Raw genomic sequence first — 24,886 nt, 5'->3', positions numbered from 1 at the left:
CGCCATGTGGTTGCGCCAGTTCGCGTATCTCGCTGCCCTGCTGCTGACCCAGCCGGCGATGGCGGCCGTCGCCCCGGTCGAGAAATATCAGCCCGGCAACATCATCGTCGCGATCGAGGGGGGGCTGGTCGGCGAGGAACTGGGCGCGGTCGTGCTGGCGCTGGCGAAAGGCGAAACCCTGATCGGGACCCGGCCCTATATCGTCGGGCCGGGCGACACACCGTGCCTGATGGCGGGCCGCGAGATCAACATCCCCCGGCCGTGCAGCGCGCAGTTCCTGAAGGCGCTCGATCTTCTGAACCCCAAGCTGCGGCCATCGTCCGGTCGGCTGAGCGTCGGGCAGACGATCCTGCTGCCAGACGTCTGGGTACGCAGCTATCGCACCGCGCGGACCTTTTCCAACGCGATCCCGCACGAACAGGCGCGCGCCGCCACCATCCAGAGAAGCTGGTCTCATCTGCGCACCGGCACCGCCAAATCGCCGCGCAGCGAGCAGATCGAGTTCGACGCCTATGAACTGATCCTGGGCAACAATGATGCCGACCGCCAGCAGAAGCTGATGGAACGGCTGACCCCGTTTCGATCGCTGAACGTGCGGGTGACTGCGATCGGTTTCCGGGCGGCCGCGGCCAAGGCCTATTCCACCACGCCTGCGCTCTATCAGCGCGATTGCAGCCTGACCCCGCCGACCCCGCCCAAGGTGGATTACCAGGCCTATGCCGATGTCGACGGCGATCTGAAGTCGATCGTGGGCACGCGCCCGCCCGGGGCGCGGCCCGCCAAGGTGATCCTGATCGACGTGAAGCTGATCTTGAGCCCGAACCTTGCCGGCGCAGTCGAAGGTGCGACCGGTGATCCTCCGGCATCGACCGGCCGCTGTGCCTGGATCGGCGCGGCATCGGTCCAGCAGCATGCCACCCACCTGGCCGGAATCATCGCCAGTCGCGACAATGGATCGGGCTTCGTCGGCCTGTCGCCAAGCTCGATCATCGTGCCCTATGAATTGCTGCAGCCCGATGCGACTGCGGAAAGCGGGCTATCGATTCCGCCCGGCCGCAACGAATGGCTGGCCGATATGATCGGCGAGAATCGCAGCCTGCCCGAACCGCACCTGTACCTGATCGCCGCCAGCCTGCCCGAATATCAGGCGGAGCTGATCAATCGCTTCGGCCAGATCGACAAGCGCGTGCGGTTCGACGATCTGCGGCAGGTGGAACGGCGTATCGATCAGCTCCGCCCGCTGTTCGTGGTCGCCGCCGGGCAGACCGATCGGCCGGTCGCGCTATCGCCGACCACGCCGATCTCGCCGCAGAATCTCGGCGACCTGCGCAACGTGCTCGTGGTCACGGCGTGCGAGGATTGCACCCGCCACGATGCGCATCTGATGCCCGATGCCAATTTCGGCACGGATGGACGCTATGTCCACGTCGCGGCGCCAGGCGGCGCGCCGATGGTCGGCTGGCTCGATGGCGTCGGCGTCGGAGAGGCGCATGGCACGTCGCAGGCTGCTGCCTACACCGCCGGCGTGATCGCGGAGATGATCGGGCGCTGGAGCGACAGCTATCGCGATGCCGACCTGGTCAAGAAGCGCATCCAGACGACGGCATGGCCGATCTACAAGCGGCCCGGCCATACCGACGACGACTATAACCGGCTGGCGACCGGCATCGTCGATCCCGCGCTCGCGCTGCTCAACCCGCGCGTACACTGGATCAAGGACGCCAACGGCTGGCGAGAGATCCAGCTCAAGGGCTTTTCCTCGCCTGCGCTCAGCTTTCGGGGCGGCGGCGGATCGGAAGTGCTGGTGCCGGCCAAGTCGGTCGCGCGCTTCGTAAGGATATCGCAGTCCGGTCAGCCGGGGCGCTGGATCGTCTACACCGATATGGCCAAGCGCGATTCGATCGATCGCCTGGGTGACGTGCAGCGCGACGGCCCGCTCGAGCCACCGGCGGACGTGACGCTGCTGCCCTGCCAGGGCCCGCCGATCCCGCTGTCCGAAATCGACGATCTGGTGATCGCCAATGCCGGTTTCGGCCCAGCGGCATGCGGGCCGTGAACGCCACCGCTGGTGGAGTCGCGCTGGCGGTGGCCGCACTCTGCTGCTGGCCGGCCGTCGCGCAGCCCGCCGCGCAGTGCAGCAAGGGCGAATCGGTGACGTCGTTCGGCGAATGGTTCTCGCCGGCGGTCACGCTGGATGTCGCCACGCGCAGCGCGCGCAAACTGGTGCCCGATGCCGCCGCCGCCAATGCCGTCGGCGTGCGGCTGCAGATCCGGGTGACGGCGCCGGCGGGCCAGCGCTGGTCACTGATCTTGCGCGATCCGGCGCTGCGCGTGCTGGCGATCCTCGACGAGCGCGATTTCGCCGGCGAAGGTTCGGCGACGCAGTGGACCGGTCGGCTGGAATCCCCTCAGGTCGGTGCCGAACTGGTCGGCGGCGGGGCCGGGCTGCGCGCGGCGTTCGTGGCAGGCATGGCGCTGCCCCGCAACAGCGCGGGGGTGAACGTCTTTTCCGCGCAGAGCGCGACGCCGAACTGGGTCGATCCCTATACCCGGCCCGAGATTATCTACCGGAAGGCGGCCGAAGCGGTCGGGATGCTGGTGACCGGCGCACAGCAGATCGACGAACAGGGCATCCCGCGCAAGCAGAGCTGGTGCTGCTCGGGCGCGATGCTGACATCGGATATCTATATCACCAACTGGCATTGCGGCGGCGCGAAGGGCATTCCGGACGCCGCCTATTGGAACCAGGATATCTGCGCCAATACGGTGCTGGATCTGGGCTGGCACGAACAGACCGCCGCCCGCCGCCAATATGCCTGCTCGGCGGTGCTGCACCAGAACCGGCGGCTCGATTATGCGCTGTTGCGCGTGCGCCCCATCGTCGGGCCGGGCGCCGCGACCGGGCGCGCGCCACCGCTGCCTGTTTCGCGCGTTCTGCCGGCAGGCAATGCCGCATTCCTGATCCATCACGCGCAGTGCAAGCCGAAGCTGGTCAGCTTTTCGGGATGCGAGATCGTCAGCCGCAGCCACCGCGCCTGGACCGATGATCGCAGCGCCACATCAGGGCCGGACATCACCCACCGCTGCGATACCGAACCGGGCGCGTCAGGCGCGCCTCTGTTCGATACCACAGGGCGAATGATCGCGCTCCACCATCTCGGTTTCGAGGGTGGCGGCCCGCAATGCCCGACCGATCGGTTGAACAAGGCGACGACGATGGCGAGCATCTATGACGATATCGGGGCCGCCCGCCCCGATCTGCTGGCGGAGCTGACCGCGCCATGAGCTATCTGGCCCGGATCGAAGCAGCCCCGCCGGCGCAGCGCTGGCCGCTGGTGCGCGACTGGCTCTATCGCGAACCGCTGCCGCTGTTCGAGGAACTGCGGCGCGACCGGCCCGTGCTCGAACTGCCGGAGCTCGATTTCGTGACCCGCCATGCGGATTGCACGCTGATCCTGCGCCGCCATCAGAGCTTCTCGGTCGCGCTATACGAGCCCAAGCAGGGCGACTTCTTCATGGCGCAGGACGATACCCCCCGGCACTGGCGCGAGAAATCGATCATGCGATCGATCCTCGATTTCGAAGACGTGCCCGAGATCCGCGCCTTCATCGCCGACGAGACGCGGCGCCGGCTAGAGGCAGCCGGCGGATCGATCGAATTCGTGCGGCAGATCGGGCGAGGAGTGCCGACTGCGATGGTCCAGCGCTTCTTCGGCTTTCGCGACTGCGATCCCGATCGGCTGATCGACTGGTCCTATTGGAACCAGCAGGATGCCTTCCACAATCAGGCGTTCGATGCGCCCGGGCCGGTGCCGCCGGAGACGATCATCGCCAATCGCAAGCGGGCCGGGTTCCACATGGCGCTCTATCTCGGTCGGCTGCTGGCACGCCGATCGATCGCCGCGGGGATCGGGCTGGAGGGCGAGGATCCGATGTCGCGGCTGATCCGCCTGAACCGTGCGGATGCGCTGCGCATCAACCTGAAGCAGATCCTGTTCAATACCGGCGGCCTGCTGATCGGCGCGGTCGAGACGACCAGCCATGCCGTGGTCAATGCGCTGGCCTTCCTGCTGGCCGACCCCGCCCGGCGCCAGGCGGCCGAAGCGGCGGCCCGGGGCGGGGCGGGCTTCGACGGCCATGTCTTTGAAGCGCTCCGCTTCCGCCCGGCCTTTCCCTATTTCTTCCGCACCGCGACGCGCGATACCGAACTGGCTGGCGGTACGCCGCATGCGCGCGTCGTTCCCCGGGGCCGCACGGTGCTGGCTGTGACCCATGCCGCGATGTTCGATCCCGCGGGCTTCCCCGATCCGGACCGTTTCGATCCGGGGCGCGATCTCGGCGATGCGTTCACGCTGGGCCAGGGTATCCACGAATGCCTGGGCCGCGCGATTGCCAGCGCGATGGTGCCGGAAATCGTGCGCCAGGCGCTGCTCCGGCCCGGGTTGCTCGCCGCATCGCCACCGGATCATGCAGGCACCAAGGTACCGCAGCGCTGGACGCTGACCTATCGGGGTTGAAGCCCCGCGTTCGGATCAGGCGGCAAGCATCGGGTGGATGACTTCCCCATCCCACGCGCGCACGGCCTTGCGCTTCATAAGATCCCAGGTGTGGTCGAGATAATTGGCTTTCTTGAGCAGCCCCTGCATCCGCTGGCAGGCTTCGTCTGGCATCGGTTCGGCGCCGCTGTTGGCCATGGTGATGTCGAGACGGCAGGCATAATCGAACGTGACGTGCAGCGCCGCTGCCTCGGCGATCGATGCGCCGATCGTGATCGCCCCGTGCCACGGGATCACGATCGCGCAATTCTGTTCGAGGGCGGGGGCGATCGCCGCAACGGTATCGTCGGGGCTGACGGCGGTGCGGTTGTAGAAATAGGTGCTCAGATTGTGCCAGATTTTCGGCGCGCGGCCGAAGGCGGACTGGGCGGTGATCCAGTAGCCATGGGTGTGCACGATCGCGTTCACATCCGGGCGCAGCTTGTAGATGCCCTGATGGAAATCGATGCCAGGGCTGATCTGGCGCGCGGCATCGACCGGGCGGCCCTCGAAATCTAGCAGGAACAGGTCGTCCGCGGTCATCTCCTCGAATGAGCGGTCGAGCGCGTTCGTCCAGTACAGCTCCTTGCCGGGAATGCGGACGCTGACATGGCCGCCGATGCCGCTGCCCAGCCCATAGGCGGCCAGGCCGCGGCACGCATCCAGCACCTGCTGGCGTTGTTCCATCACGCTCATGCGCTTGCTCCTTCCAGGATGGGGGTCGGCCGGGTCGCCGGCGCGATGTCGCCGCCCGCCTCGCGTGCGACCATGCGGTGATAATGCTGCAGCCCGGGTTCGTTGCGGCCGATCAGGAAAGCACGGTTCGCGCCCGACGACAGACCCGCCTGAATGCCGAAGCCGATCGGATAATCCTCCGATCCCACCGCTTCGAGCGCCATCGCGCTGAACGCCTCGCTGTCCGCCTGCTGCTCGGGCGTCTCGGGCTTGCGCGCTGAGAGGATGGTCTGGATCGTGACCGACTCGGTCGGCGTAGGCCCGGGGAAGATCTGGCTGACCAGGCAATGCCCGCCGCGGATTCCCGACAGCTGGAAATTGGGAAAGGTGCAGTGGATCTGGCGGATATAGCTGCCGGCATCCCATTCCGCCTCGGGCATAGCATCGAGTTCGGGCAGGTTGCGGCGCGCCATCGTCAGCAGCTGGTGACGGCCGAACACGTCATGCACCAGCAGGTTGCCGATCGTGTGCTTGGACAGCGTGTTGGCGTGGACATTGTCGTGATGATAGGCTTCCAGATAGCCGTCCATCGTCACCTTCCAGCCGGGGCCGGGCAGGGTGCGCTGATCGAACAGATACCAGTCGGCCAGTTCCATCTTCTCGAGCTCGGCTGCGAAATCGCCGAGCCATTCGTCGATGTCGAACGACTCACCCGGCGTGAGCGTGGCCCAGACGACGCCGGCGCGCTCGGCGGATGCCAGCTCGGTCAGGCCCAGATCGTCGGTGTCGGCATCGCCGAACTTGTCTTTCCCGTACATGCCGACCAGCTTGCCCTGCCGATCATAGCTCCAGGCATGATAGGGGCAGACGAACCGCGGCGCGCGGCCCTTGCCGTCCGCGCAGAGCTTTGCCCCGCGGTGGCGGCAGACGTTGAGGAACACGCGCGCCACGCCGTCCTTGCCGCGCACGAACAGCAGCGGCTTTTCCATGATCGTGCGCGCGACATAGTCGCCGGGTTCGGGGATCTCGATCGACAGCAGCAGCGCCTGAGGCTTGCGCAGGAAGATCGCGTCGAACTCGCGCGCGAAGCGATCCCCATCGAGATAGGCATCGACCGGCAGTGGCATCGTGGCATCGGCCTGATCGGTGGTGCCTTCGCGGAAATGGACGAGCGCGCGCTTCGCCAGCTCGGTCGCATCGTTCGATCGCTTCACATCGCTACTCCTCGATCCGAATATTCATACCCTTTCGGGCGTATATTTCGCAACGGTTCATGCCAGCCGGTATTGTGGCAGCCTCCGTCCGCTCGCCAGCCGGTACCAGATCAGGTTCACGGGGGCGTCGATCCGCAACCGGCCAATCTCGCTGCCGACGATGTTGGTGATCAGGCGGACCCCGCCGGCCTGCGGCAAGGCCACGATCGCAGGTACATAGGGCAGGCTCGCCTCGGTGCCGGGCATGATCGCGCGCTCGACGATCGTATAGCTGAACAGGATGCCGTCGCCCGATATCTCGACCCAGTCGATCGCCTGCGACCGACACGCAGGGCAGAACGGCGTCGGCGGCATCCGCCAAGTGCCGCACGCCGAGCAGCGTGGGATCGCGAGTGCCTCGCGATCGGCGGCCGCCCAGAACGGCTCGGTCCAGCGGTTCATGTCGATCGGAACGCCCAGATCGGGCGGGGGCAGGGCGATGCGGTCGTCGATCATGCGCGCCTCAGCAGCAGGCCGCTCAGCGGCAGCGAGGACGGCCCGCCGGTGACGAGCGCGACATCGGCATCGGGCACCTGGTTCACCGCGGTGCCGCGCAGCTGCTCGACCGCCTCGCGGACATGCGTCATGCCCCAGACATAGCCCGCCGAAAGCTGGCCGCCGTCGGTGTTGGTCGGGATCGATCCGCCTTCCCGCCGGATCGCGCCATCGGCCACGAAGCGGCCGCCTTCGCCCTTGGGGCAGAAGCCGTAATCCTCGAGCTGCATGATCACCTGCGACGTGAAATGATCGTAGATCTGCGCGACATCGACTTCATGCGGCCCAATGCCCGCTGCGTCCCACAGCCTGCGCGCGACGGGCGCATGACCGGAGGACGCGAACGTCTCGTCGGGCATGTTCATCCAGTAGAGTGATCTGCCCCATTCGCGCGACCCGCCATGCGTGCTGGCCAGCACCGACACGGGCGGGCGGCGCAGATCGCGCGCGCGTTCGGCCGACGTGATGATCACGGCAACCGCACCGTCCGTTTCCAGGCAGAAGTCGTACAGGCAGTGCGGATCGGCGATCATCGGCGCAGCGAGATAATCGTCCAGCGTCAGTGGCGTGCGCATCACCGCTTCGGGATTGGTGACAGCATTGTGGCGGGTCGAAAGCGCTACTTCGGCAAACTGTTCGCGCGTCGTGCCGTAAAGATGCATGTGGCGGCGGGCGAGCAAGGCGAACATATGGCCCGGACCGACCAGCCCGGATGTCGCGAAAAAGGCGTTCTCGGGCGTTGGCGGATAGCTGGCGGTGATCGAACCGAACCGCTGCGCGCCCTGCTGGTTGGCACCGACCACCACGATCGTCTCGGCCATGCCCGCCACGATCGCGGCCGCCGCCAGTCCGACCGCACCTGCCGATCCGCCGCCCGATCCGGTCAGCGATGCAGTGAAGCGGATCTCGGGGATGCCCAACGTCTCAGCCAGCAGCGCGGTATCGAAGCCGCCGGCATAATAAGCGAAGCCGTCGATCGCGGGCACGGCCAGGCCGGCATCGTCGGCCGCGGCGATGATCGCTTGGCCGATCAGTTCGTCCAGCGTCTGCGGAGCGCTGCGGCCGCGCTTCCAATAGCGCGTGGCGCCGACGCCGACGATCGCGGTGCGATCGCGAAGGGGATGATCGGTCATGCCCTTCGATCCTGCGCCAGCGCCCCTGCCGCTGCCATCAGAAATTGAAGGTGACCTGCGCCTGCACCGTGCGCGGCAGCGATACATAGCTGCGCTGATCAGCCAACACCGCATTGTTGGTGCCGGTACCCGATCCGGTGGAGGGCGCATCCTGCGCGCCGGTGATCACGAAATTGTTGGTCAGATTCTTGCCGATCACCGCGAATTCCCAGCGATTGTCGGGTGTGCGCAGTCGCAAAGAAGCATCGAGGTTCACATAGGAGCCCTGACGTGACAGCGGGCTGTTGAAGGCGGAGGCGAAATAGCTGTCGCTGTAACGGCTGTCGATCGTCAGCTGCAGCATGTTGCCCTGGCCGACATCGGTTTCATAGGAGCCGCCGAGCGATGCGGTCCATTCGGGCGAATTTGTTGTGGGCTTGCCGCGCAGCTGCTGGCCATTGCCCCCGCGATAGGAGCCCGGCGTGCATCCCATCGCGAGCGACTGGCCGGAATAGCATGGCGCCAGGAAGTCGCCGTAGCGCGCACGGTTATAGTTGATCGCGCTCCGCAGCGTCACTTCGGGCACCGCGCGCGGCTGGAACTGCAGCTCCAGCTCCGCACCGCGGGCCTTCACCGAACCGGCGTTGGTGGTGACGAAGGCAAAGGTCTGCGAGTTCTGAAAATCGATCTGGAAGCCGTCATACCTATAGCTGTAGATCGCCAGATTGGCGCGCAGCTGACGGTCCGCCAGGGTGCTCTTCACGCCACCTTCGAAGCCCTTCACCTTTTCGGGCTCGAAGACGAGATCGCTCGGCGATCCCAGTACGGTGTTGAGCGCGCTGTTGGAAAAGCCCCCGGACTTATAGGCGGTCTTGTAGTTGGCATAGAGCGTCAGGTCGTCGGTCGGGCGCCAGGTGATCGTGGCTTCGGGCGACCAGTTGTTGAAGGTCTGGGCGGCCTCGATCACGTTCGTGTCGCGCGTGCCCTGCACGAACCGACCGGTCGGTGCGCGGAGCGCGGGATTGACGTAGGGCTGGAAGAAATAGCTGTCCTTCGTCTCGTGAATGTAACGCACGCCGCCGGTGAGCTCGACGCGCGGCACCACTTCCCAGATCAGCTGGCCATAGGCGGACAGTGTCTCGCCTTCGGTTTCCGAATCCTTGGAGAAGGCGACATAGGTATATTTGGGATCCGGGGCTGCGCTGTTCATCAAATTCGCGTTGAAGGCGAACTGGTCGAAGTCGCGCTTTGTGCTCTGATAATAGCCGCCGAGCAGCACGTTGACCGGACCTTCGGACTTGGTGAGCGCGCGAACTTCCGCCGAGAAGGCATTATAGGCAACGCGTTCGGTCGCATAAACGTTGACCGCGCCGAACGACTGATTGTCGGCATCCACAGCCAGCTTGTTGATATTCTTGTTGTAGTTGACGACGCCCGTGATCCCGATCGCGTCGCCCGCATATTCCAGCGTGCCGGTGGCATTGTAGCTCTGATACCGGTTGAAGGTATCGCCATCGGCACCGACGATCGGGAAACTATCGCCAACGCCCACCGGAAAACGATTTTGGTGGATCACGAACTTGCGCTCGCAGGGCGTGACCTTGTCGAGGAAGCTGAACCCGTTCGCACAGCGCGCAATCACCCCGTTCCAGGCGGGGTTGTTGGTATTGTTGCTGTTGGCGCTCAGCTTCAAGGTTGCGGTCAGATCGTCGCTGGCCTGCCACTGCAGCGTGACGCGGCCGAGCAGTTCGCGCTCGCCGGGCACGTCGCGGATACCGGGCGGGGCCGTGGTCGGGATCAGCGCGCCGGTGGCAACGTCGCGTAGATTGAAGCTGGTCGTGTTGGACACATTCTTGATCAGCCCGCCGAACATCTTCGACGCGCGCGCGGCGACGCGGATGCCCAGATCCTCGCCGATCGGGCCGGAGACAAAGCCCTCAGTGTAGACTTGCTGGGCGTTGAACTCATAACCCAGTCGCGCACGGGCCTGGAACGTATCGGTGGGGTTGGCTGTCGTGAGCGAGATCACGCCGGCAGTGGCATTCTTGCCGTAGAAAAGCGATTGTGGACCCTTCAAGATCTCCAGACCGGCCAGATCGAAGAAGCCTTCATTGATGATCCGGCCCTGACCATAATAGACGCCATCGACGATCACGGCGACCGACTGTTCGATGCCGATCGAGCCCGGATTGGACCCGATACCGCGCAACGTGATCTGCCCTCCCGATCCGTTTGCCGAGCGCGCGATCGTCAGCTGCGGCGTGTAGGCGCCAAGCTTTTCGAAGCTGGTCAGATTCTGCTGGTCGATCTGCTTGCCGGTCAATGCGGTGACGGCGACCGGGATGTTCTGCGACGACTCCTCGCGGCGGCGCGCGGTGACGACGATGTCCTCGATGCCGCCGGCCGCTGCCGCATCCGCCTCGGCCGGTGTTGCATCGGCGGGGGTCGCCGGCGCATCCACGGTCTGCGCGAGCGTCGTTGTGGACAGCAGGGCAAGGCTGAGGGCGGCAACGCGGCTGATCGTGGTCATAGTGTCCTCTCGCTGGTCGACGCTTCTTGGGCGCCTGTGGCGCGACTCATGACGAAAATATACGCAAAGGGCAATAAGCTTATACGGTGCTTGCACCGATCGCGTAAAAATTGTTAGAGCGCGGCAAGCCTGCAGTGGACGGGCGACGGGACGGAGAGGATGATGGCGCCCGCATGCGCAACACCCCAGACCAGATGATCGCGCCCGTCGACGCCGCGGTCCTGCCCGTTTCCGACCCAGCGCCGGCACGAACCGTGCGCCCGTTCGTGCGTGATGATGCGCGCGCCTGGTATGCGGCCGGCGTACTGGCGCTGTGCCAGATGGTGTCGTTCATCGATCGCCAGCTGATCAATCTGCTGGTCGGGCCCATCAAGGCGGATTTCGGGCTGAGCGACACTTCCGTCAGCATGCTGATCGGCTTTGCCTTCGCCAGCATCCACATCCTGCTGGCGATCCCGTTCGGGCGCTGGATCGATCATGGCAATCGCCGGATGATCATCCTGGGCTGCGGCGTGCTGTGGAGCCTGTGCTCGATGGCCGGTGGCCTGGCACAGACCTACGAACAGCTGTTCATCACGCGGATGGGCGTGGGTGCGGCGGAAGCCGGCATCTATCCCGCCTGTGCGGCACTGGTCGCCGCCTATTTCACGCGCGACAGGCTGCCGCGGGCGATGAGCATCATGCTGCTGGGCCCGTTCGTGGGCGGTGGGCTTTCGCTGCTGTTCGGCGGGCTGGTGATCGGCGCGCTGGAACGGGCCGGGCCGATCGTGCTGCCGCTGGTCGGCGTGCTGGCCCCGTGGCAGATGACCCTCATCATCATCAGCGCGAGCGGCGTGCTGCCGGTGCTGCTGATCCTTACAGTGCGCGAACCCCCGCGCGAACGCGCGGTCGACACAGGCGGCGTGGCGGCGCCCGGCTTCGCACCGGCGTTCCGTTATCTGCGGGACCGGGCGCGCTTCTACGGCAATTTCTACATTGGCATCGGCCTGCACGTCATGGCGATCTATGCGGTGCCCGCCTGGGCGCCGTCGCTGCTGGCGCGCCGGTTCGATCTCACGACCGAGCAGGTGGGCGTGCAGCTGGGCCTGGTTTCGCTGGTGGCCGGTGTGTCGGGCATGCTGTGCGGACCTTATCTTGGCGCGCTGGCCAAGCGCCGCGGCCACCGCGAGGCATCGGTAAGGGGCGCGCGCATGGGTGTGGCGATGACATTGCCGCTGGTCGTGCTGATCCCGTTCATGCCGTCGGCCAATGCGCTGCTTGTGCTGCTGTTCCTGCTGACCTTTGCCTACACGCTGCCGCTGTCGCTGGCCTCGTCCGCGCTGCAGGAAGTGACGCATGATCGCATGCGCGGCTTCGTCGGTGCGATCTATTTCGTCGCGGCCAGCCTGGCCGGGCTGGCGCTCGCGCCGACGCTGGTCGGCTTCGTGACCGACCGGGTGTTCGCCGACCCGCAGCAAGTGGGTCTGTCGCTGGCGCTGGTCGTCGGCACCGCGGGGGCGCTGTCGCTGGTAATGCTCAGCCGATCGATCGAGGGCTATCGCCGTTGTGCCGAGGAGCAGCCATGATATCCGAACCGCGCTACCTGACACCGATCAACGTGTTCCGCACGCGCCAGGCGGCGGTGCCGCCCCACGCCTTTGTCGACGAACATGCGCGGGTGATGGACCCCGAGGTCGAGACGGGCGTGATCCCGCTCGATCTGGGCGAAACGCTGGAGACGGACGGGCCCGCCACCACGCCGATGATGATGACTGCCTATCTGGCGATCAGACCGGGTGAATCGCTGACGCACGAAGCGGCGGCAAGCGGCGTGATCCACTATGTCATGACGGGCAGCGGCACGAGCCGGGCCGGTGGAGCCGAGATATGCTGGGCGGCGGGCGATGCCTTCCTGCTGCCGGGCGGGGTGCCGGCCACGCACCATGCCGGGCCGGATGGGGCGCGCTTGTTCGCGGCCGACGATTCGCCCGCGCTGCGCTTCTACGGGGCGCAGCCGCAGCCGGGTGCGATCGCCGCGACCCATTTTCCGGCGGCCGAGATCGAGGAGCAGCTGAGCGGCATCTATCAGCGCGATCCCGATGAGGATCTGACCGGCAAGGCGCTGTTCCTCAGCCGGCCGGGCGGGGGCGCTTACGGCACGATCACGCCATCGATGGTGGCTGCGATCAACACGCTGGAAGCTGGCGGCGACCAGCGCGCCCACCGGCACAACGCCGCGGCCATCTCGCTGGTCCTGGTTGGCGACGAAACCTATGCCACCGCCGGTGACGCGCGGTTCGATTGGCAGCCTTTCCTCGTCACGATTACGCCACCGGCGGCACGGCATACCATCCATAACCGCGGACCTCGTCAGGCGCGGGCGTTCATCGTGCAGGATAGCGGGCTGTTCTTCCATGCGCGCGCCACCGGCTTCGCATTCGATTGAGGCGCAGCGCATGACCAACCAGCGGATGATGCAGCAGGGCGCGGACGGGCGCGTGATGGCGATGGATTCGGCCTATCATGTCGAGCCCGCCAATCGCGGTCGCGACGTCGTCGTCAACGCTTCCTATTGCGGCGTGCTGCCGGCGCGTTTCATCGGGGCGCAGGGGCCGCGCGGGGCGATCGGCGTCGATTGCGCGGTCGGACCGGCGGGGGCGGGGATCGCCGGGCTCTGGTATCTGGAAGCGCTGAACATTCCCGCTGCGGTGGCGGACGTGATGACGGTACGGCTGGGCGACGGGGCCGATCTGCATGATCGCGGCGTGCTGAGTTTCGTCAACCGCCCGGCGCAGGATTGCGGCGTGGCGGTGGGCATGCCGGTGGCGGAGGCCGCGCGGTTGATGCTCGCCAACCGGCCGGGCGCACCCGATGCGGGCCAGGTCACCAACCGCACGGTGATGGAGACGCTGGCGAACGGGCGGCAGGTGATCTGCACCGATTCGATCGCGTTCGGGCTGCCCGAGGATGTCAACAACGTGCTGGTGACGGCGGGCCACACCGGGCGCAGCGCGGTGCCGTATCTGCGGCAGGTGCGCCCGTTCGGCTTCATCTGTTCGGATGGCGGCGGCGGGCGCGAGCGTTCGGGCATGGCCGGCCTGGAGATGGTGGAGGCGGACGGGTTGGCCGGCGCCACCGTGGATGCGCGCGGCGCGCGGATGGGTGATGGCCTGTCGAGCTATCATGACGGCGCGATCAGCGCGGCCAATGCGCTGGCCCGTGCAGCGGGGGTGGAGATCGGCATGCCGGCCCCGGTCGCTGCTCGCATTCTGGCGCTGCGCGCGTATAAACAGCCATGAGACCAGACGCACGGGATGCGACGATGACCGACCTCGATACCGGATTGACGCACGCCGAGCGCGATTTCCCGTCGAGCGCGTCCGTCAGCGAAACCAACGGCAAGCCGCAGGGGCGCATCACGCATGCCAGCGCGGTGCGGATGGCGATCGAGGGCGACATCTTCACCGGGCGGCTGCTGCCCGGCACCCCGATCGACGAGGACGCACTGGCCGAACGGTTCGGCGTGTCGCGCACGCCGGTGCGCGAGGCGATGCTGCAGCTGATCCAGAGCGGTCTGATCGAGAAGCGCGCGCGCCGCGGGGCGATCGTGGCGCGACTGCACCTTCCCCGGTTGATCCATATGTTCGAAACGATTTCCGAACTGGAAGCGCTGTGCGCGCGCTTCGCTGCGACCCGCATCCGGCCGGAGGAGCGCAAGCAGCTGATCGAGGCGCACGAGCAGGCGGCGGTGGCGCTGGAGCGGGGGGACGAGGCGGAATATGCGCGGCTCGGCCGCCGATTCCACCACACGATCATGCGCGCGACGCATAACAGCGTGCTGATCGAGACGACCGACAAGCTGGCCCTGCATACCTTGCCCTATCGCCGCTTCCAGCTGCGCCAGCCTGCGCGGTCCGATGCCAACCAGATCGATCACGGCCGGATCCTGGAGGCGATCCTGGAAGGCAATGGCACGCTGGCGGCGGAAATCATGCGCCGCCACGTCACCGTGCAGGGCGATGTGCTGGCCGAATATATGGCGATCGGCGGGATCAGCCTCGACACCGAATAGATCCGGGCAGTTTCGTCTCGAAACCGGAGCACGGCCGGAGTTTTTGCTTGCGTCCGGCGTATCGGCGTATACGAATGCCAATCGAAAATATATCGAGCTTCGCGACGAGGCCTGCAGAGGATGCCGTTGCCATGTTGACCTTCCCGCATTTCGAGCCGCACTTCCCGCGTGATCGCTGGACGCTGCCGGCCGTTCTGCGTGCGCAGGTCGCGGCACGCGGCGCTTCCCCTTTCCTGACATGGGGCGAGACTGGCGAGACGCTCAGCTATGAGCAGATCGATACGCTGACCAACCGCATCGCGAACGGCCTGTCCTCGCTTGGCGTCGGCAAGGGAGCCATGGTCGGCCTGCTGCTGCCGAATTGCCTCGAATTCATCCAGGCCTGGTTCGCGCTGGCGAAGCTCGGGGCGGTCGAGGTTGCGATTAGCGACGCCTACAAGGGGCGGTTCCTGGCGCATCCGCTTCAGCTGAGCAGCGCGGGCATCCTCGTCAGCACGGCCGATCTCGCCGCCCGGCTGGTCGAGATCGAGGATGATCTGCCGCTGCTGCACACGATCGTGCTGGTGGAGGCTGGCTCGCCCGTGTCGGCTCCTTCGTTCGCGCGGATCCGTACCATCGGCTTCGACGCGATCGTGTCCGACGACGCCTCCGATCCCGGCGTCACGATCACGCCGTCCGATCCGGCGGCGGTGCTGATGACATCGGGCACGACCGGCGTGTCGAAGGGCGTGCTGATGCCGCACTCCCAATTCTATTTCTTCGCCGAGGAAGATGTGCAGCTGACCCGGCTGGGGCCGGACGACGTGTATATGACGGCGTTCCCGCTGTTCCACGGCAACGCGCAGTTCCTTACGGTCTATCCCGCGCTGATCGCAGGCGCGCGGGTGGTGCTCTATCCAAAGTTCAGCGCATCGCAGTGGGCGTCGCGGGCGCGCACGTCCGGGGCCACCGTTACCAACCTGCTCGGCGCGACGATGGCCTTCATCCTCGCGCAACCGCCAAGCAATGATGACCGCACCCACAAAGTGCGCACCATCTATGCGGCACCGCTCGCGCCCGAACTCGGCCGACGCTTTACCGAGCGGTTCGGCGTGTCCGACTATGTCGACGGCTTCGGCCAGACCGAGATCTCGAACGTCTTCATGACGCCGCTTGGCGCGCCGCGGCCGGACGGCGCATCGGGCGTGCTGGTCGATCAGTGGTTCGAGGTGCGGCTGGCCGATCCCGAGACCGGACTGGACGTTCCCGAGGGGCAATCTGGCGAGCTGCTTGTGCGGCCGAAGGCGCCCGGCATCATCTGCAGCGAATATCTCGGCATGCCCGAAAAGACGGTCGAAGCCTGGCGGGACCTGTGGTTCCACACCGGCGACGGGCTGCGCCGCGACGCCGACGGCTGGTATTATTTCGTGGACCGGGTGAAGGATGCGCTGCGCCGCCGCGGCGAGAACATCTCGTCGTTCGAAGTCGAGGCGGGCGTGCGCGCGCATCCCGCGGTCGCCGAGTGCGCAGTCGTCGGCGTCCGCGCGGACGAAGCGGCGGGCGAGGATGAGGTGATGGCGTTCGTCGTGCTGAAGCCCGGCGCAAGCGTCGCCCAAGCCGAACTGATCGCGAATTGCGAACGCCAGCTGCCCGCCTTCATGGTGCCGCGCTACATCGAATATATCGATGCGCTGCCGCAGACCGCGACCGAGAAGGTACGCAAGAAGGAGCTGCGCGAGCGCGGCATAGGTGCCGGCACCTGGGATCGGCTCAATGCCGGCGCGGGGCAGGCGGCAGCATGAGCGACGGCGATGCCCCGATCCTGATCGAGCGGCGGGGCGCGACCGCGCTCGTCACGCTCAATCGGCCAGACGTGATCAACGCCTTTAACGATGCGATCCGCACCGGCTTTCCGGTGCTGATGGCCGAGCTGGAGGCGGATGCCGCGGTTCGCGCGATCGTGATCTGCGGCGCGGGCGAGCGCGGCTTCTGCGCGGGCGCGGACATCAAGGAGGGTCGCGCGATCGGATCGCCGGCAGCTGAGCGCAAGCGGCTGATGCCGGCGAGCTGGATCGAGGCGATCGATCGGGTGACGAAGCCGGTGATCGCCGCGGTGCACGGCATGTGCCTGGGCGGGGGCATGGAAATCGCGCTGGCATGCGACATCCGCGTGGCCGCTGCCAATGCGCGGTTCGCGCTTCCCGAAACTGCGCTGGGGCTGATCCCGGGCGGGGGCGGCACGCAGCGGCTGCCGCGCCTGATCGGCTTGTCGCGCGCGCTCGACATGCTGCTGACCGGCGAGCGGATCGATGCGACGGAAGCGCACCGCATCGGGCTCGTCACTCGGCTTGCCGACGATCGCAGCAGTGCCATCGCGGAGGCGCTGCGGCTGGCGGAGCTGATCGGATCGCGGCCGCCGGCGGCGATTGCTTACGTCAAGGAAGCCGCGATCACCGGCAGCGAGACCGATCTGGCGACCGGTCTCCGGATCGAGAAGAGCCTGTTCGCGCTGCTGACCGGGACGGCGGACCGGGTCGAGGCGGCGGCGGCGTTCCGCGAGAAGCGGCCGCCCAATTTCACGGGATCATGATGGCGGGCCGGGGCGTCCCGCAGCGGGGGATCGAATGAGGACTGAGGGACAGGTCGTCGTCGTCGGCGCGGGGCTGATGGGCACCGGCATCGCGCACGGCTTCGCGGTGGCGGGGCATCCGGTGCTGCTGGTCGACACCAGCGGCGAACAGCGCGACAAGGCGGTAGCCGCGATCGCGAAGCTGCTGGACGACGGGGTCGCGCGCGGCAAGATCGCCGATAGCGATGCCGCTGCGGCCCGCGCCCGGATCACGGCCACCGCGCAGATCGACGCGCAAGCGGCGGATGCCGCGCTGCTGATCGAGACCGCGACCGAGCAACTGGAAATCAAGCACGCCATCCTGCGGGCGGCGGAGGCGGTGCTGCCCGCCGACGCCCTGATCGCCACCAACACCTCGGCACTCAGCATCAGCGAGATCGCGAGCGTCGTGGGCGATGCCAGCCGCGTGATCGGCATGCATTTCTTCAATCCCGTACCCAAGATGAAGCTGGTCGAGTTGATCCGAGGGCTGGAGACGAGCGACGAGGCGCTGGCCGTGGCCAAGGGCTGGATCGGTGGGCTCGGCAAGGATCATATCGTGGTGGCCGAAGCACCGGGCTTTACCACCAGCCGTATGTCCGCGCTGATGGGCAACGAGGCCATGTACATGCTGGCCGAAGGCGTGGCATCCGCCGAGGATGTCGACAAGGCGATGCGGATGGCGTTCAATCATCCGATGGGCCCGCTCGAGCTGGGCGACTTGACCGGCTGGGATACGCGGCTGAAGGTGCTGCAATATCTGCACACGGTGCTGGGCGAGAAATTCCGCCCGTGCCCGCTGATCATCAAGATGGTGAAATCGGGCCGCCACGGCCGCAAAGTCGGCCGCGGCGTTTACGAGTATGACGCCAGCGGCGCGAAGATTCCGGGCTCCGGCCTGAAGGTGGGCCTGTGACGGACGTCGTCATCGTCGATGCGCTGCGCACGCCGATCGGCAAGTTCAAGGGAGCCCTGTCCGATGTTCGCGCCGATCATCTGGCAACCGTCGTCCTGAACGGCTTGGCGGAGCGCAATGGCGTCGATCCCGCGCTGATCGACGATGTCGTATTCGGCTGCGTCACCCAGGTGGGCGAACAGTGCGGCAATATCGCGCGCACTGCGCTGCTGTCCGCCGGCTGGCCGGACAAGATCCCGGGCATGACGGTCGATCGGAAGTGCGGATCGTCCGAAGCCGCGATCCACGTCGCCTATGCGGCGATCAAGGCGGGCGTATCCGACGTGATGGTGGCGGGCGGCGCGGAAAGCATGACGCGCGTGCCGATGGGCGGCAATCGCGACGTGCATGGCGAGACTTTCGGCCGGATGCTGACCGAGCGGTTCGACCTGACATCGCAGGGCGAGGCAGCCGAGGTGATCTCCGATCAGGCCGGCTTCACGCGCGCCGATCATGACGCTTACGCGATGGAAAGCCATCGGCGGGCGGCGGCAGCGGCCGACGCCGGGTGGTTCGACAGCCAGATCGTGCAGGTGCCGATCGATCATGTCGCCGAAGCGCCGGCCGATGCGCCGCGCGGCACGCTGGCCGCCGACGAGACGATCCGCCGCGGCACCACCGCCGAGAAGCTTGCGACGCTGAAGACGGTGTTCCGCCCCGATGGCGGGCGCGTTTCCGCCGGCAACGCATCGCAGATCTGCGACGGGGCGGCGGCGCTGCTGCTGATGTCCGCTGACAAGGCGGCCGAACTCGGCCTGCGCCCGCGTGCGCGGATCCGGTCGGTGGCGGTCGTCGGCTCCGATCCCGAACTGATGCTGACCGGACCGATCGCGGCCACCCGCAAGGCGCTGGACCGGGCCGGGCTGACGCTGGACGAAATCGATCTGTTCGAGGTCAACGAGGCGTTCGCATCGGTACCCCTGTTGTGGATGAAGGAGCTGGACGTCGGCCATGATCGGCTGAACGTTAATGGCGGCGCGATTGCGCTCGGCCACCCGCTGGGTGCCACCGGTGCCCGTATCATGACGACGCTGCTGAACGAGCTGGAACGGCGCGGCGCGCGCTATGGCTGCCAGGCGATCTGCTGCGCGGGCGGGCTGGGCACTGCGACCGTGATCGAACGGCTGGATTGAGGGAGAGTATCGGTGCGTGAGCTGAAGCTGGGCCAATCCGGCGTGTCGAGCTCGATCCTGGGGTTCGGCTGCATGGGCATGTCCGAATTCTATGGATCGCATGACGACACGGAATCGCTGCGCACGCTGGAACGCGCTTTCGAGCTGGGCATCACCCATTACGATACGTCGAATGTCTATGGCCGCGGGCATAACGAGCAGCTGGTCGGCCGGTTCGCCGCCGACAAGCGCGACCGCATCACCATCGCCAGCAAGTTCGGCGTGGTACGCGATCCGGAAGGGCCGGAAGGCAGCACCTATGACCGCGGGATCGACAATTCGCCGGCCTATATGCGGCAATGCTGCGAGGAGTCGCTCGCCCGGCTCGGCGTCGAGACGATCGACCTCTATTATGTCCACCGCGCCGATCCCGCCGTGCCGATCGAGGAGACGGTGGGCGCGCTTGCCCGGCTGAAGGACGAAGGCAAGATCCGCGGCATCGGCCTTTCCGAAGTGACCGAGGATGTGCTGCGCCGCGCGCAGGCCACGCATCCGATCGCGGCGCTGCAATCCGAATATTCGCTGTGGACGCGTGAGCCCGAGCTGGACGTGCTCCCCGCGTGCCGCGAACTCGGCATCGCCTTCGTCGCGTACAGTCCCCTCGGCCGCGGTTTCCTGACCGGGGCGATCCCATCTGCCGGGGCGCTGGCGCAGGATGATTTCCGCCTCACATCGCCGCGTTTCCAGGGCGAGAATTTCGATCGCAACCAGGCGTTGGTGGCGCAGGTCCGCGCGCTGGCTGAGGAACGGGGCTGCACCGCGGGTCAGGTGGCGATCGCGTGGCTGCTCCATCGCGGGCAGGACGTGATCCCGATCCCGGGCACCAAGCGCATCAAATATCTGGAGGAGAATGTCGGCGCGGTGAACGTCTCACTGGATGCGGAGGCGCTCGCGCGGCTCGACGACATCCTGCCGGTGGGTGGCGCGGCGGGAGGGCGTTACGACGCGAACTTCAAGGGCGCGCCCGAGGCGGTGCGATAATGACCGACACATTGCCCGACCAGCGTTGGACGCTGTGGGACTGGCCCTTCTTCGAGCCCGCCCACTATGGGCTGGCCCAACAGGTGCAGCGCTGGCTGGCCGACGCGCATGGCCGCTTCGAAGGCGATGGCGATCCACTGGCGCGCAACCGGGCAATCGTCCGCTCGCTGGGCGAGGCGGGGTTGCTCGCGCATGTCGTGCCGCCCGCATTCGATGCGTTCGACGTGCGCTCGCTGTGCGTGATCCGCGAGGCGCTAACCTATGACGAGGCGCTGTTCGATGCGCTGTTCACAATGCAGGGGATCGGCACGCTCGCCATCCAGCAGCATGGCACCGATGCGCAGAAGGCCCGCTATCTCGATCGCTGCCGCCGTGGCGAGGCCGTCGCCGCGTTCGCACTGACCGAGCCGGACGGCGGATCTGACGTGGCCGCCACCGCCACCACCGCCACGCGGGACGGCGACGATTTTGTGATCGACGGCGCGAAGACCTTCATCTCCAACGCGGGCTTCGCGGATCATTATGTGGTGATCGCCCGCACCGGCGAGGCACAGGGCTCGCGCGGCCTTTCCGCCTTCATCGTCGATGCCGACACGCCGGGTCTGAGCGTGGGCGAACAGATGGACTTCATTGCCGACCATCCCGCCGCCAGCATGACGTTCGACGGCTGCCGCGTCGGCGCAGACGCGCTGATCGGCGAGGCGGGGCAGGGCTTCAAGGTGGCGATGGGCGCGTTCGACATCTTCCGCCCCTCGGTCGGTGCCGCCGCGATCGGCCTTGCGCGTCGCGCGATGGGGGAGACGCTGGCGCGCGTGCGCACCCGCCAGCTGTTCGGCAAGCCGATGGCCGAACTGCAGGGCGTGCAGATGACGCTGGCCGACATGGCGACCGATCTCGATACCGCCGCGCTTTCCGTCTATCGCGCCGCCTGGGCGCACGACGTGCGCGGCGATCGCAGCAGCTATGGCCCCTCGATGGCGAAGCTGGCGGCGGCCGAGGCGGCGGGCCGGATCGTGGACAAGGCGGTGCAGCTGAGCGGCGGCGCCGGCGTCCATCGCGGAAGCCTGATCGAAAAGCTCTACCGCGAGGCGCGGCCGATGCGCATCTACGAGGGCGCATCCGAAGTGCAGAAGCTGATCATCGCCCGCGCGCTGATCGCCGGCAGGGCACGGGGCTGACCGGATGGCGCTGTTCGAAGGCTTCCGCCAGGATCGCTGCACGGTCGAGGGTACCGAGATCGCCTATGCGATCGGCGGCAGCGGTCCGCCCGTGTTGCTGCTGCACGGCTATCCGCAGAACCGCTTTATGTGGGCAAAGGTCGCGCCGCTGCTGGCGGACCACTTCACCGTCGTCTGCGCTGATCTGCGCGGCTATGGCGATAGCGCGAAGCCCGCCAACGACGCCGCCAACACGTTATATTCCTTCCGCGCGATGGCGCGCGATCAGGCGCTGATGATGGAGGCGCTGGGCTTCCCCGCCTTTCACGTCGCCGGCCATGATCGCGGTGGCCGGGTGACGCACCGGCTGGCACTGGATTGGCCGGATCGTGTGAGATCGGCAGGCATGCTCGATATGGTGCCCACCTATGCGATGTACATGAAGGCGGATCGCACGCTCGCCCATGTCTATTGGCAATGGTATTTTCTGCCGCAGCCGGCCCCCTATCCCGAAACGCTGATCGGGGCAGACCCGGACTATTATTTCGGCCATTGCCTGGGCAGTAACGGGGGCACCACGCTGGCCGCGTTCGATCCAGAGATGCTGGCCGAATATCGCCGCTGCTGGAACGATCCGGCCATGATCCACGCCTCCTGTTCGGATTACCGGGCGGGGCGGTCGACCGATCTCGATCATGACCGCGCCGAACTTGACGTGAAGGTGGAATGCCCGGTGCTGGCGCTGTGGGCGGCGGACGGGATCATGACGACTTTGTTCGATATCGAGGCGGAATGGCGCGAGCGCTGCAGCGACGTGCGCAGCGCCACCGTGCCGGGCGGGCATTTCTTCCTCGACCAGCAGCCGGCAGCGACCGCCGCGATCCTGGCGGAGTTCTTCACGTCGGTGGAGAAGGCGGCATGAGCGCGGAGTTGCAGACGGCGGCGGACCGGATCGCGCTGCGTGATCTCGTCTCGCGCTATGCGCTCGCGGTCGATAGTCGTGCGATCGACACGCTGTCTGGCCTGTTCGCGAGCGAAGCCGTATTCCGATCCCAGAACGGCAGCTTTCGCGCGGAGGGCCGGGATGCGATCGAGGGGGAGTTCCGTCGCCAATTGGGCGGGCTCGGTCCCAGCTTCCATGTCGTCCACGATCAGGTGATCGACTTCGATCCGGGCAATGGCGATCGCGCCACCGGAATTACGACAGCCCATGCCGAGGTATGGCGCGAGAAACGGCTACACCTGACCGCGATCCGCTATCATGATCACTATGTGCGCAGCGACGGGCGCTGGCAGTTCGCGGAGCGCGCCCTGGGTTTCCTCTATTATGTCGCGGCCAGCGATTATGGCGCGCTGACCGGCGATATCGGCCGGTTCCGGATCGGTGGCCAAGCAATCGATGCGGACTGGCCCGAGCGGTTGGAGAGCTGGCGCGATTTCTATGCAGGTGGCTGATCTGCCGAACGCGGGCGCCGTGCCGACCGCGACCCACGTCCGTGATGATCGCTATGCCTGGTTCGTCACTGCCGCGCTGCTGCTGGGCTATACCTTCGCCTTCATCGATCGGCAGGTGCTGAACCTGCTGGTGGAGCCGATCCGCGCGGCGTTCGCGCTCGACGATACGCGCGTCAGCCTGCTGATCGGGGTCGCATTCGTGATCCCGTTCGCGCTGTTCGCGCCGATCGGCGGGCGGTTGGCCGATACCTGGCACCGGCGCAACCTGTGCGTTCTCGTGATCGGGCTATGGAGCCTGTTCACCATCGGCTGCGGATTGGCGGGCAGCTTCTGGCTGCTCTTCCTCGCGCGCGTCGGCGTCGGCGCGGCGGAAGCCTGCCTGATGCCGTCCGCCTGGTCGCTGATCGCCGATTATTTCAGCCGCGAGCGGCTGCCGCGTGCGATGAGCCTGTTCCTGCTCGGCCCCTATCTGGGCGGCGGGCTCGCGCTGATGCTGGGCGGCACCGTGATCAACGCGCTGGCGGTGGATGCGCCCGCGATCGCCGGCGGGCTGGCGCCCTGGCGGGTCACGTTCATCGTGGCGGGCCTGGTTGGCCTCGTGCCGCTGCTCACGATCCTGCTCGTCGTACGCGAACCGGCCCGCGCACAGGATGGCGCGAGTGCCGCCCCCGGTGCCGCCCCGCCGCTGCGCGAGGTGGCAGCCTTCTTTCTCCGCGAGCGCCGTTTCTACGGCGGCTTCTATGGTGGTATCTCGCTTCAGACGATCACCTTCTATGCGTTTCCGGCCTGGATCCCCACGCTGCTGGTACGCAAGTTCGATGTGTCGCTGGGCGCGATCGGGCTGCAATATGGCGCGGTGATGCTGCTGGCCGGCTGTTTCGGCGTGCTGTGCGCGCCGCTGATGGGCCGCTGGCTCGCGGCTCGCGGCTACCCCGACTATAATCTGCGGATCGGCATGATCGCCTGCATCCTGCTGGTGCCGCTGTGCGCGCTGTTGCCCTTCCTTCAAAGCTATGGCGCGGCGCTCTCCGTCTGCGCGCTTGTTACCTTTACCTGCAGCGTGCCGATGCCGATGGCGGGATCCGCATTGCAGACGGTGACGCCCAACCGGATGCGCGGTGTCGCGACGTCGCTCTACATGCTGGTCGTCTCGCTGATCGGCGTCGCGATCCCGCCGACGCTGATCGCGCTGCTGACCGACCATGTGTTTCGCGATCCCGCGGCGCTGGGCACATCGCTGGCGATCGTCTGCTGCGCATCGGCCGCTGCAGCGGCCTTCGTGTTGTGGCGCGCGTTGGTGGCCTATCGGTCGGCGCTGGCGAGGCTCTGATCGGGGATCGGCCGGCCGGTCAGGCTTTCGATCTCCGCGCGGATCAACTTGCGTTGCCGCTCCGCCGACCAGTCCGTGCGATCGATCGCGGCTTCTGTCGAAAGACCCTGGATCAGCGCCAGCAGCCGGCGCGCGGCGGCTTCGCAATCCAGCGCCGGATCGGCGTCGCCCTGCGCCACGCAATCGCTGAAGCGGACGCGGAACTGCTCGCGCGCCAGGATCACATTGGTGCGATATTCTTCGGCGAAGCGCTCGTCGCTGGTCGCCATCGCCGTGAAGACCAGTGCGATCGCCCACCCCTCCGCCTGCTCGTCGGTGGTGACCAGAAGCTCGTCGCAAAACTCCAGCAGCCGATCGATGCCGCCGCGCGGGATGGCCTTCCGTCGCGCCCGCGCCCGCTCGATATTCTCGCGATAGATGTGCAGCAGCAGCGCATTCTTGTCGGAGAAATAATAGGAGACGACCGCAGTGCTCGATCCTGCCGCTTCGGCGATGCTGCGCATCGAGACATTGTTGATGCCCGATCTGGCGATCAGCTTCCGGGTGAGCGCCGCCACCTCGCGGCGTTTGGCATCATGGTCGATGATCCGCGGCACAT

At 66.7% G+C, this 24,886-nt stretch carries 22 protein-coding genes; 16 read left to right on the top strand and 6 right to left on the bottom strand.

Features of this window, described 5'->3' with window-relative positions; translation table 11 throughout:
* Positions 1-4: 4 nt before the first annotated feature.
* From ABC347_RS07415 to ABC347_RS07405, 3 genes are read left to right on the top strand one after another with little or no spacing between them, the layout of a single operon-like run.
* Positions 5-2,056 (top strand): S8 family serine peptidase, encoded by a 2,052-nt coding sequence (locus ABC347_RS07415; protein ID WP_413245095.1) that lies wholly within the window; start codon positions 5-7, stop codon positions 2,054-2,056.
* On the top strand, positions 2,053-3,285 hold the full coding sequence (locus ABC347_RS07410) for a trypsin-like serine peptidase (protein ID WP_413245094.1): 1,233 nt from the start codon (positions 2,053-2,055) through the stop codon (positions 3,283-3,285). The genes ABC347_RS07415 and ABC347_RS07410 overlap by 4 nt, the downstream gene beginning before the upstream one ends.
* Entirely contained in the window at positions 3,282-4,517 is a 1,236-nt protein-coding gene (locus tag ABC347_RS07405) for a cytochrome P450 (protein ID WP_413245093.1), read from the top strand. Before ABC347_RS07410 ends, ABC347_RS07405 begins: the two co-directional genes overlap by 4 nt.
* Positions 4,518-4,532: 15 nt before the next feature.
* Here ABC347_RS07405 and ABC347_RS07400 read toward each other — a convergent pair whose 3' ends face one another.
* Genes ABC347_RS07400 through ABC347_RS07380 form a run of 5 tightly spaced genes read right to left on the bottom strand, consistent with a single transcriptional unit; the run spans position 4,533 to position 10,600 of the window.
* Entirely contained in the window at positions 4,533-5,231 is a 699-nt protein-coding gene (locus ABC347_RS07400) for a class II aldolase/adducin family protein (RefSeq protein WP_413245092.1), read from the bottom strand.
* The gene (locus ABC347_RS07395) at positions 5,228-6,424 is read right to left on the bottom strand and encodes an aromatic ring-hydroxylating oxygenase subunit alpha (RefSeq protein ID WP_413245091.1); all 1,197 of its coding nucleotides are present in this window, start codon (positions 6,422-6,424) and stop codon (positions 5,228-5,230) included. Before ABC347_RS07395 ends, ABC347_RS07400 begins: the two co-directional genes overlap by 4 nt.
* A gap of 57 nt (positions 6,425-6,481) precedes the next feature.
* Entirely contained in the window at positions 6,482-6,919 is a 438-nt protein-coding gene (locus ABC347_RS07390) for a Zn-ribbon domain-containing OB-fold protein (protein ID WP_413245090.1), read from the bottom strand.
* The gene (locus tag ABC347_RS07385; protein ID WP_413245089.1) at positions 6,916-8,091 is read right to left on the bottom strand and encodes a thiolase C-terminal domain-containing protein; all 1,176 of its coding nucleotides are present in this window, start codon (positions 8,089-8,091) and stop codon (positions 6,916-6,918) included. The genes ABC347_RS07390 and ABC347_RS07385 overlap by 4 nt, the downstream gene beginning before the upstream one ends.
* 37 nt (positions 8,092-8,128) lie before the next feature.
* The gene (locus ABC347_RS07380) at positions 8,129-10,600 is read right to left on the bottom strand and encodes a TonB-dependent receptor (RefSeq protein WP_413245088.1); all 2,472 of its coding nucleotides are present in this window, start codon (positions 10,598-10,600) and stop codon (positions 8,129-8,131) included.
* A 173-nt stretch (positions 10,601-10,773) separates the two neighbouring features.
* Between ABC347_RS07380 and ABC347_RS07375 the strand changes: the two genes are divergently transcribed.
* The 13 genes from ABC347_RS07375 (at position 10,774) to ABC347_RS07315 (ending at position 24,288) form a co-directional block, all read left to right on the top strand.
* Positions 10,774-12,165 (top strand): MFS transporter, encoded by a 1,392-nt coding sequence (locus ABC347_RS07375; RefSeq protein WP_413245087.1) that lies wholly within the window; start codon positions 10,774-10,776, stop codon positions 12,163-12,165.
* Positions 12,162-13,025 carry a cupin domain-containing protein gene (locus ABC347_RS07370; protein ID WP_413245086.1) on the top strand — a complete coding sequence of 288 codons (864 nt, stop codon included), beginning with the start codon at positions 12,162-12,164 and terminating at the stop codon, positions 13,023-13,025. Before ABC347_RS07375 ends, ABC347_RS07370 begins: the two co-directional genes overlap by 4 nt.
* Positions 13,026-13,035: 10 nt before the next feature.
* On the top strand, positions 13,036-13,878 hold the full coding sequence (locus ABC347_RS07365) for a hypothetical protein (RefSeq protein ID WP_413245085.1): 843 nt from the start codon (positions 13,036-13,038) through the stop codon (positions 13,876-13,878).
* A 23-nt stretch (positions 13,879-13,901) separates the two neighbouring features.
* The gene (locus ABC347_RS07360) at positions 13,902-14,651 is read left to right on the top strand and encodes a GntR family transcriptional regulator (protein WP_413245084.1); all 750 of its coding nucleotides are present in this window, start codon (positions 13,902-13,904) and stop codon (positions 14,649-14,651) included.
* A gap of 131 nt (positions 14,652-14,782) precedes the next feature.
* On the top strand, positions 14,783-16,432 hold the full coding sequence (locus tag ABC347_RS07355) for an AMP-binding protein (RefSeq protein ID WP_413245083.1): 1,650 nt from the start codon (positions 14,783-14,785) through the stop codon (positions 16,430-16,432).
* A complete protein-coding gene (locus ABC347_RS07350; RefSeq protein ID WP_413245082.1) occupies positions 16,429-17,220 on the top strand; it encodes an enoyl-CoA hydratase/isomerase family protein in 792 nt (263 codons plus the stop codon). The genes ABC347_RS07355 and ABC347_RS07350 overlap by 4 nt, the downstream gene beginning before the upstream one ends.
* A 34-nt stretch (positions 17,221-17,254) precedes the next feature.
* Positions 17,255-18,154: a 3-hydroxyacyl-CoA dehydrogenase gene (locus tag ABC347_RS07345; RefSeq protein ID WP_413245081.1), complete on the top strand. Its 900-nt coding sequence runs from the start codon at positions 17,255-17,257 to the stop codon at positions 18,152-18,154.
* Positions 18,151-19,326 (top strand): thiolase family protein, encoded by a 1,176-nt coding sequence (locus tag ABC347_RS07340; RefSeq protein WP_413245080.1) that lies wholly within the window; start codon positions 18,151-18,153, stop codon positions 19,324-19,326. Before ABC347_RS07345 ends, ABC347_RS07340 begins: the two co-directional genes overlap by 4 nt.
* A 12-nt stretch (positions 19,327-19,338) precedes the next feature.
* Positions 19,339-20,346, top strand: coding sequence for an aldo/keto reductase (locus ABC347_RS07335; protein WP_413245079.1), 1,008 nt, complete (start codon positions 19,339-19,341; stop codon positions 20,344-20,346).
* The gene (locus tag ABC347_RS07330; protein WP_413245078.1) at positions 20,346-21,524 is read left to right on the top strand and encodes an acyl-CoA dehydrogenase family protein; all 1,179 of its coding nucleotides are present in this window, start codon (positions 20,346-20,348) and stop codon (positions 21,522-21,524) included. The genes ABC347_RS07335 and ABC347_RS07330 overlap by 1 nt, the downstream gene beginning before the upstream one ends.
* A 4-nt stretch (positions 21,525-21,528) precedes the next feature.
* Positions 21,529-22,425 (top strand): alpha/beta fold hydrolase, encoded by an 897-nt coding sequence (locus tag ABC347_RS07325; RefSeq protein ID WP_413245077.1) that lies wholly within the window; start codon positions 21,529-21,531, stop codon positions 22,423-22,425.
* A complete protein-coding gene (locus ABC347_RS07320; protein WP_413245076.1) occupies positions 22,422-22,958 on the top strand; it encodes a nuclear transport factor 2 family protein in 537 nt (178 codons plus the stop codon). The genes ABC347_RS07325 and ABC347_RS07320 overlap by 4 nt, the downstream gene beginning before the upstream one ends.
* Positions 22,951-24,288: an MFS transporter gene (locus ABC347_RS07315; RefSeq protein ID WP_413245075.1), complete on the top strand. Its 1,338-nt coding sequence runs from the start codon at positions 22,951-22,953 to the stop codon at positions 24,286-24,288. The genes ABC347_RS07320 and ABC347_RS07315 overlap by 8 nt, the downstream gene beginning before the upstream one ends.
* Here the strand turns inward: ABC347_RS07315 and ABC347_RS07310 are convergent.
* Positions 24,261-24,884: a TetR/AcrR family transcriptional regulator gene (locus tag ABC347_RS07310; RefSeq protein WP_413245074.1), complete on the bottom strand. Its 624-nt coding sequence runs from the start codon at positions 24,882-24,884 to the stop codon at positions 24,261-24,263. The genes ABC347_RS07315 and ABC347_RS07310 overlap by 28 nt on opposite strands.
* Between the last annotated feature and the right edge of the window lie 2 nt (positions 24,885-24,886).

This window comes from Sphingomonas canaveralia (assembly GCF_047238125.1).
In the GTDB taxonomy this organism is placed as follows: Bacteria; Pseudomonadota; Alphaproteobacteria; order Sphingomonadales; family Sphingomonadaceae; genus JBDFMH01.
The sequence above is the reverse complement of the archived record's forward strand: the minus strand, read 5'-3'. Positions and strand labels throughout refer to the sequence as shown.